Genomic DNA, 7,721 nt, shown 5'->3' with positions numbered 1-7,721 from the left:
TAGCGACAGGTTTTAAACTGCATTAATGTATCTACTCGCTTGTAGATGTGGCTATTAAATGACTTTTGCGATTAACTGTGTTCGCAAATCATATTTACTAGCGACAGGTTTTAAACTGCAATAATGTATCTACTAGCATGTAGATCTAGCTATTAATAATGACTTTTGCGATTAACTGTGTTCGCAAATTATATTTACTAGCGACAGGTTTTAAACTGTAGTAATCTACAATCTAAATTTTTATTTCTTAACATGAGGTTTACATCTTGAACGATATGGCAAAGAACCTGATATTGTGGTTAGTCATCGCAGTAGTATTGATGTCTCTATTCCAAGGTTTTGGAACAGATGAAACAAAACAATCCCAAATCGATTACACATCATTCGTCAAAGAAGTTAGCCAAGGGCAGATTCAACAAGTCCAAATTAACGGACAAGAGGTCAAGGGTGTAAGAAGTAATCAAAGCCGTTTTGTTACTTATATTCCAGCACCAGATCTGGATCTGTTAAACGATCTGATAAAAAACAACGTACTAGTAGAAGGTACACCACCCGAAGAAACAAGTTTCTTAGCCTCTATTTTTGTTTCTTGGTTCCCTATGTTGCTATTAATTGGCGTGTGGATTTTCTTCATGCGGAATATGCAAGGTGGCGGTAAAGGTGGGGCAATGTCATTTGGTAAAAGTAAAGCCAAGCTGATGGGTGAAGACCAGATAAAAACAACTTTTACTGATGTCGCAGGTTGTGATGAAGCGAAAGAAGATGTTAAGGAGCTTGTTGATTACTTAAAAGATTCAACAAAATTCCAAAGACTGGGAGGCCGAATTCCGACTGGTGTATTGTTAGTTGGTCCACCGGGAACAGGTAAAACACTACTGGCTAAAGCGATTGCTGGTGAAGCAAAAGTACCTTTCTTTGCTATTTCAGGCTCTGATTTTGTTGAAATGTTTGTTGGTGTTGGTGCATCTCGTGTGCGTGATATGTTTGAGCAGGCAAAAAAATCAGCACCTTGTATCATTTTTATTGATGAAATTGATGCTGTTGGTCGCAAACGTGGCTCAGGTGTCGGTGGTGGTAATGATGAGCGAGAGCAAACATTAAACCAATTGTTAGTAGAGATGGATGGTTTTGAAGGTAATGAGGGTATTATCGTGATTGCTGCGACTAACCGTCCTGATGTGCTTGATGCTGCTTTATTACGACCGGGTCGTTTTGATCGCCAAGTGGTGGTTTCTCTACCAGACGTTCGTGGACGTGAACAGATTCTAAATGTTCATATGCGTAAAGTGCCACTTGCCGATGATGTGCAAGCTAGTATTATTGCGCGTGGTACTCCTGGGTTTTCTGGTGCAGACCTTGCAAACTTAGTTAATGAAGCTGCTCTTTTTGCCGCTCGTGGAAATAAACGCACTGTTGATAAACTGGATTTTGAACAGGCACGAGATAAGATCTTAATGGGTGCAGAACGTCGTAGTTTAGTGATGCGTGAAGAAGATAAAGAATCAACCGCTTATCATGAAGCTGGGCATGCAATTGTGGCTAAATTAGTGCCGAAGCATCATCCTATTCATAAGGTAACGATTATTCCTCGTGGTCGCGCTTTAGGTGTGACGCAATTTTTGCCTGAAGGTGATCAGATCAGTCAAAATCGCATTGAATTAGAAAGCAGTATTTCTGTTGCATACGGTGGGCGAATTGCGGAAGAGCTTATCTATGGTCTTGATAAAGTATCTACCGGTGCTTCTCAAGATATTAAACAAGCATCATCAATTGCCCGTGCAATGGTCACTGAGTGGGGATTCTCTGAAAAATTAGGCCCTATTTTATTAACAGCTGATGAAAATACACTGCGCTCTAATGTTGTTTCGCATGAAACTGGTAAAATTATTGATGATGAAGTTAAATCCTTTATTGAGAAAAATTACCAACGTGCCGAAAAAATATTAACCGATAATCTCGACATATTGCATGCAATGAAAGATGCGTTAATGAAATATGAAACGATTGATAGCAATCAGGTTGATGACTTAATGGCTCGAATTGAAGTGCGCCCACCATCAGATTGGGATGATGAAGACGAGACTAAAAGTGAAGCAACTGAAGAAAAAACTGAAACGGTTATTGATAGTCGCGAAGAAGCATCAGCAGTTGATATTGAAACTGAAGAAAAAAAAGACGATAAATAATAAACCAGGAGTTTATTAAATTTATCATTTAAAAACCTAAGCTTGCTTAGGTTTTTTATTATCTCCTCTTTTATTATCTGCTCTTTTATTATTGAGAGAAAAAATGCAACTGCGTAGTAGAAATAAAGTTTTAGATTTAACGTCACCTAAAGTGATGGGAATTTTAAATGTAACACCCGACTCATTTTCTGACGGTGGTTTTTTTGCCAATATTGATAATGCCTTAAAACAAGCCGCAAAAATGGTTGAGCAAGGTGCGACTATTATTGATATTGGTGGCGAGTCAACACGACCTGGCGCCGATGATGTTTCAGTTCAGAATGAACTCGATCGTGTTATTCCGATCATTGAAAAGATCAATAGCAACTTAGATTGCTGGATCTCTATTGATACAAGTAAAGCAAAAGTGATGCAGGAAGCAGTTAATGCGGGCGCAGATCTAATTAATGATATACGCGCATTGAGTGAAGAAGGTGCGTTAGAGGTGGCTGCAAAGGCAAATGTACCTGTCTGTTTAATGCATATGCAAGGTGCACCTCGCACCATGCAAAGTGCGCCTGAATATGGCAACCTGCTTGAAGAGGTAAAACACTTTTTATTACGACGCGCTGATATTTGTATCAATGCAGGTATAAAAAAAGAAAATATTATTTTAGATCTCGGATTTGGTTTTGGTAAGCAGATTAAACATAATTTTCAATTATTAGCAGCAACTAAACAGTTTGTTACATTGGGATATCCTGTGTTGACCGGCGTTTCGAGAAAATCAATGTTTGGTCAATTATTAAATCGTGATATAAATAGCCGTCTTGCAGGGAGTCTCGCGGGCGCTTTAATAGCTGTTCAGCAGGGATCGCAAATTATTAGAGTACATGATGTCGCGGAAACGGTTGATGTCATCAAAGTTTTACAAGAAGTAAACTCATTCAAAGAATAAATTTTTAAAAAATTGAGAAAACTATGAAGAAGAAATATTTTGGAACTGATGGTATTCGCGGCAAAGTCGGTGCCTCTTTAATTACACCTGAATTTGCCTTAAAACTGGGCTGGGCGGCAGGACGAGTTCTTGCTAAATCGGGTTCAAAAAAAGTGTTAATCGGTAAAGATCCGCGTATCTCTGGTTATATGCTAGAGGCTGCATTACAAGCGGGACTCACCGCTGCTGGTTTACGACCAGTATTGATGGGGCCTATGCCAACACCTGCTGTTGCTTATCTAACACGTACTTTCCGTGCGACTGCGGGTATTGTGATTAGTGCTTCTCATAATCCATATTATGATAATGGTATTAAGTTTTTCTCTGATCAAGGTACAAAATTATCGGAAAAAATTGAGCTTGAAATTGAAGCCGAGATTGATAAAGAACTTAAATGTGTTGATTCAAGTGAGTTAGGTAAAGCCTCTCGAATTGATGATGCAGCGGGCCGTTACATTGAATTTTGTAAAAGTACTTTCCCATCTAAATACAATTTAAGAGGTTTAAAAATTGTTGTCGATTGTGCAAATGGTGCAACCTACCATATTGCGCCATTAGTGATTAATGAACTTGGCGCAAAAGTTATTTCAATGGGGGTTGAGCCAAATGGCGTTAATATCAATTTGAATTGCGGTGCAACTAGTATGCAGGCACTCTCTGAGCGAGTTGTTAAAGAGAAAGCTGATTTTGGTATCGCTTTTGATGGTGATGGCGATCGCGTGATGATGGTTGATCACACTGGTTATATTTTAGATGGTGACGAGTTACTGTATATTATTGCCCGTGATAAATTGCGTACAGGTACACTTAAAGGTGGTGCAGTAGGCACTAAAATGTCAAATCTAGGTTTAGAGCAAGCTTTAAAAACTTTAGGTATTCCATTTGAGCGCTCAGATGTGGGCGATCGTCATGTTATGGAATTAATGAAGAAAAATGGTTGGTCGATCGGTGCGGAAAATTCTGGCCATGTTATCTGCTCAGATCATTTAGCAACCGGTGATGGTATTGTTTCCGGTCTGCAAGTGATCAGTGCGATGCAGGGCAGCCGTATGACACTAAATGATTTACGACAAGGTATGAAAAAATATCCGCAAATATTAGTAAATGTACGTTTTAATAATGAAATCGATCCGCTGCAAGATAAAGATGTAATGTCTGAATTTGAACGTATTGAACAGTTATTGGGAGATCGTGGTCGTGTACTATTACGTAAATCAGGTACTGAGCCAGTATTTAGAGTAATGGTAGAAGCGGATGAAGCAGAAGATGTTGTCCGTGGTTATGCGCAAGCTATTGCTGATAAAGTAAAAACGTAAAGAACAGAAGTGAAATAAAGCACAAGTGGAATTGCAACTCTTTGTATGAATTTTGAGCGGTTGAGTGATGAATTGCTGAAAAGAGATAAATTGTCTGTATATTCTCTTGTGGTTTTCTTGTCTTTTGGGTAATATTCGCCCGCTTCTTTAATGGAGCATAAAGAAGTTTTTCTGGAAAAAATTAGGTATATTCTTATGTATGAGATGCTGTTAGTTGTTTATTTAATTGTTGCAATTATTTTAGTTGGATTTGTATTAATTCAACAAGGTAAAGGTGCTGGTATGGGGGCATCATTTGGCTCGGGCGCTTCAAATACAGTATTTGGTGCAAGCGGTGCGGGCAACTTTATGACGCGCACAACGGCTGTCCTTGCTGTTATGTTTTTTGTCTTAAGCCTAGTGTTAGGTAACCTTTCAACGAATAAAGTATCGGCGGATGAAGCATTTTCTGATCTGACTGTTGATGAAGTTGTTGAGCAGCCTGTTGAAGTAGATACTTCAGACCAAATCCCAGAATAAGCTACATAATCTAAATTACGCGGATATGGTGGAATTGGTAGACACGTAGCCTTGAGGGGGCTATGACTTCGGTCGTGAGAGTTCAAGTCTCTCTATCCGCACCAATTGTTTTGCTATTGTTGATAATAGCGATTGCTTAGAAATAGTTAAGTCGTTATAATCAACGGCATTCGATACTCTTGTTAGAAAAGAGTATCATGTCCGATTTTTCGGACAAATGAATGAAGCTCCAATTTATTGGGGCTTTTTTGTTATTTAGGAAGTTGAAATTTACTTTTCAGCTTTACGACATGACAATTTATTTTTGTTTTTAACAAACATAAGTTGTTAATTAAATAGGGCTATATGCCCTTTTTTTGTTTCTGAAAGGGGATAGGTTTGGCAAGTTTAGAAGAACGTTTAACAGCAATGTTTAAACCAAATGTTGAAGATCTTGGCTATCAATTAGTCGGTATTGAATATATTCGCGCAGGCAAACATTCAACATTGCGCGTTTATATTGATCAAGAAGCAGGCATTTTAGTTGATGACTGTGCAGCGGTAAGCCGTGAAATTAGCGCACTAATGGATGTTGAAGATCCAATTACTAATGAGTACACACTTGAAGTTTCATCTCCAGGTTTAGAACGTCCTCTTTTTTCTGCCGAACAATATGCAGCATTTATAGGCTCCGAGGTAAAAGTGCAATTAAGAATGCCGATTCAAAATCGTCGTAGATGGAAAGGTATTATCTCGTCAGTTGACGGTGAAATAATTTGTGTAAACGTTGATGGTACAGAAGAGCGTTTTGCACTGAGTAATATCCAAAAAGCGAATATTGTTCCAAAATTTGATTAATTAAGGCGATACAGATGAATAAAGAGATTTTACTTGTCGTAGAGGCAGTATCTAACGAAAAAGGTCTTCCACGTGAGGCTATTTTTGAAGCATTAGAAAGCGCGCTATCGATTGCAACTAAGAAGAAATATGAAAACGATATTGAAGTACGCGTAGATATTGATCGTGAAACGGGTCAATTTGACACATTTCGCCGCTGGTTAGTGCTCGAGAAAGATGCTGAAATGGAAAATCCATGTCAAGAGATGACTTTCGAAGCGGCTGAATATGATAACCCTGAGATTAAAGTGGGTGAATATATTGAAGATGAAATTGAATCGGTAACATTTGACCGTATTACTACACAGACTGCGAAACAGGTTATTGTACAAAAAGTACGTGAAGCTGAACGGGCACAAGTTGTTGAGCAATATGCAGAGCAAGAAGGTGAATTAATCACGGGTGTGGTTAAACGCATGAATCGTGACAATATTCTGCTTGATTTAGGCGGTAACGCTGAAGCTGTTATTTTCCGTGATGAGATGTTACCACGTGAAAACTTCCGCCCGGGTGACCGTCTGCGTGGTCTTCTATTTGCAGTTCGTCCTGAAGCGCGTGGCGCACAGTTATTTATGACACGTACTCAACCGGAAATGCTGACTGAGCTATTCCGTTTGGAAGTGCCGGAAATCGCTGAAGAGATGATTGACCTAATGGGGGCCGCTCGTGATCCTGGTTCTCGTGCAAAGATTGCTGTTAAATCAAATGATCAACGCATTGATCCGATTGGTGCATGTGTCGGTATGCGTGGTGCTCGAGTTCAAGCTGTTTCTGGTGAGTTAGGTGGTGAACGTGTAGATATTATTCTGTGGGATGAAAACCCTGCACAATTTGCAATCAATGCAATGGCGCCAGCTGAAGTGGCATCAATTGTTGTTGATGAAGATACACACAGCATGGATATTGCGGTAGAAGAAGATAACTTAGCACAAGCAATTGGCCGTAACGGTCAAAACATTCGTCTAGCATCGCAACTAACCGGTTGGGAGCTGAATGTAATGACGGTTGCTGAATTGAAAGCGAAGCATCAGGCAGAAGCTGACAATGTGATTGGCCTGTTTACACAAGCGCTGGAAATAGATGAAGATTTTGCTGGTGTATTAGTTGATGAGGGTTTCAGCTCTTTAGAAGAGATTGCTTACGTTCCAATCAATGAACTATTAGAAATTGACGGGCTAGACGAAGATGCTGTCGAAGAACTGCGTACTCGTGCCAAAGATATATTAGCAACTAAAGCACTTGCGCAAGAAGAAAGCTTAGAGGGAGCCAAGCCTGCTGACGATCTATTAGCACTTGAAGGTCTAGAAGGGCACTTAGCGTTTGTACTTGCAAGTAAAGGTGTTATTACACTTGAAGATCTTGCTGAACAAGCTGTTGATGATTTACTTGAAATTGAAGAACTGAACGAAGAAAAAGCAGGGGAGCTGATTATGGCTGCTCGTAACATCTGTTGGTTCAGTGACGATGCTGAATAAGCGTCAGATAGGAGAAAAAATTATGTCAGATATTTTATTAAAAGACCTTGCTAAAGATTTGAATAAGTCGGAAGAAGTGTTGGTTAAACAGTTCGCAGATGCTGGTATTAAAAAAATTGCATCAGATAAAGTTAGCTTAAAAGAGAAAGAGACGTTAACTACGTTTTTGCAAAAGCAACATGGCGGCGAAACTAAAAAGAAAATGACCCTGCAACGTAAAACCAAAACTACGTTAAATGTTAAAGGTCAAAGTGCCGCTGTGAATGTTGAAGTTCGCAAAAAACGTACTTATGTAAAACGTACGGATAGCGAAACTCAAGCACTAAAAGAAGCTGAACTAGCGGTTCAAAAAGCAGAAGAAGCGAAATTACAA

General features: G+C 39.3%; 7 protein-coding genes and 1 tRNA gene. All 8 read left to right on the top strand.

The features are described 5' to 3' along the window. The first annotated feature begins 275 nt into the window (after positions 1–275). Complete coding sequence (gene ftsH, locus AC4GME_RS03130) at positions 276–2,186, top strand: ATP-dependent zinc metalloprotease FtsH (RefSeq protein ID WP_490378838.1); 1,911 nt, start codon at positions 276–278, stop codon at positions 2,184–2,186. A gap of 103 nt (positions 2,187–2,289) precedes the next feature. Continuing rightward, complete coding sequence (folP, locus tag AC4GME_RS03125) at positions 2,290–3,123, top strand: dihydropteroate synthase (protein WP_490378260.1); 834 nt, start codon at positions 2,290–2,292, stop codon at positions 3,121–3,123. A 23-nt stretch (positions 3,124–3,146) separates the two neighbouring features. Beyond that, complete coding sequence (gene glmM, locus AC4GME_RS03120; RefSeq protein ID WP_490378261.1) at positions 3,147–4,478, top strand: phosphoglucosamine mutase; 1,332 nt, start codon at positions 3,147–3,149, stop codon at positions 4,476–4,478. A gap of 195 nt (positions 4,479–4,673) precedes the next feature. Further along, complete coding sequence (secG, locus tag AC4GME_RS03115) at positions 4,674–4,997, top strand: preprotein translocase subunit SecG (protein WP_490378262.1); 324 nt, start codon at positions 4,674–4,676, stop codon at positions 4,995–4,997. 19 nt (positions 4,998–5,016) lie between these two features. Continuing rightward, positions 5,017–5,101: transfer RNA gene (locus AC4GME_RS03110), tRNA-Leu, on the top strand. A gap of 274 nt (positions 5,102–5,375) precedes the next feature. Further along, a complete protein-coding gene (gene rimP, locus AC4GME_RS03105) occupies positions 5,376–5,834 on the top strand; it encodes a ribosome maturation factor RimP (protein ID WP_490378263.1) in 459 nt (152 codons plus the stop codon). 14 nt (positions 5,835–5,848) lie between these two features. Then, positions 5,849–7,348 (top strand): transcription termination factor NusA, encoded by a 1,500-nt coding sequence (gene nusA / locus AC4GME_RS03100; protein ID WP_490378264.1) that lies wholly within the window; start codon positions 5,849–5,851, stop codon positions 7,346–7,348. 22 nt (positions 7,349–7,370) lie between these two features. Then, the coding region (locus tag AC4GME_RS03095) for an IF-2-associated domain-containing protein (protein WP_490378998.1) at positions 7,371–7,721 on the top strand (351 nt) is incomplete at its 3' end.

The organism is Psychromonas sp. (genome assembly GCF_983033635.1).
The sequence above is the reverse complement of the archived record's forward strand: the minus strand, read 5'-3'. Positions and strand labels throughout refer to the sequence as shown.

Bases quoted from the DNA above. Each gene is read 5' to 3' on its own strand.
- glmM (WP_490378261.1), top strand. From the start codon at position 3,147: ATGAAGAAGAAATATTTTGGAACTGATGGTATTCGCGGCAAAGTCGGT.
- nusA (WP_490378264.1), top strand. From the start codon at position 5,849: ATGAATAAAGAGATTTTACTTGTCGTAGAGGCAGTATCTAACGAAAAA.
- ftsH (WP_490378838.1), top strand. From the start codon at position 276: ATGGCAAAGAACCTGATATTGTGGTTAGTCATCGCAGTAGTATTGATG.
- folP (WP_490378260.1), top strand. From the start codon at position 2,290: ATGCAACTGCGTAGTAGAAATAAAGTTTTAGATTTAACGTCACCTAAA.
- secG (WP_490378262.1), top strand. From the start codon at position 4,674: ATGTATGAGATGCTGTTAGTTGTTTATTTAATTGTTGCAATTATTTTA.